This window comes from Bacteroides sp. 519, assembly GCF_010500955.1.
In the GTDB taxonomy this organism is placed as follows: Bacteria; Bacteroidota; Bacteroidia; order Bacteroidales; family Bacteroidaceae; genus Bacteroides.
This window is the reverse complement of sequence record NZ_QVMJ01000030.1, coordinates 21,313-21,953: the sequence shown is the minus strand read 5'-3', so window position 1 is coordinate 21,953 and position 641 is coordinate 21,313. Positions and strand designations below refer to the sequence as shown.

Sequence of the window (641 nt, the reverse complement as noted above, 5' to 3'; positions counted from 1 at the left end):
ATTTTATAACTGCTATAATTTTCTCTGGAAATGCGTTTGAGTCAATAACTTCAATAATCGCATTCATTAAATCCTCTTCATGAGATTGTTTCTGATTGTTGCAACTCATAAAGAATAAAACTATTGTTAGCAATAGAATTGCTATCTCCATAATTATTTCCCTTACAACACCAACACCTGCCTTCTATTCCCCTTTTCCCGATAACTAACATGCACCCACCTGAATCCTTTCTCATCAATCAACTGATTGCACCAGTTCAAACAGTTGTTTATTACCTGTTCAATGCAGCCGACCGATATCCACTGTTTACGTATATGGGTTTGCCCCAAGCTTCGCGAAGCGGATCAAGTACGTTGGTTACTAAACTGGTTAGCTTTTGAATGTGGTCGAGGGAACATTCGTTGTTTATTTTATATTTCCGGGCTGTAGCACTACGACAGAGTTCCGGGAGGGTGAAGTATTTCATTGGGTGATTGATTTATAATAAAAGTGTTAGGGTAAGACAGTATCGCAATTAAGATAGTGATAATTCAATAATTGTTCATCAACTACAACATACCTCCAATACAACTGTGAATCATCTATTCCTAACATTTCAAAGACTTCGGGGTTAACAGCTTTCACTTTCTCATAGTTCCCC

1 pseudogene is annotated in these 641 nt (G+C 37.4%); it reads right to left on the bottom strand.

The annotated features are described in order from the left end of the window. Positions 1-162: 162 nt before the first annotated feature. A pseudogene (locus tag D0T85_RS18735) lies at positions 163-467 on the bottom strand (D-Ala-D-Ala carboxypeptidase family metallohydrolase). Between the last annotated feature and the right edge of the window lie 174 nt (positions 468-641).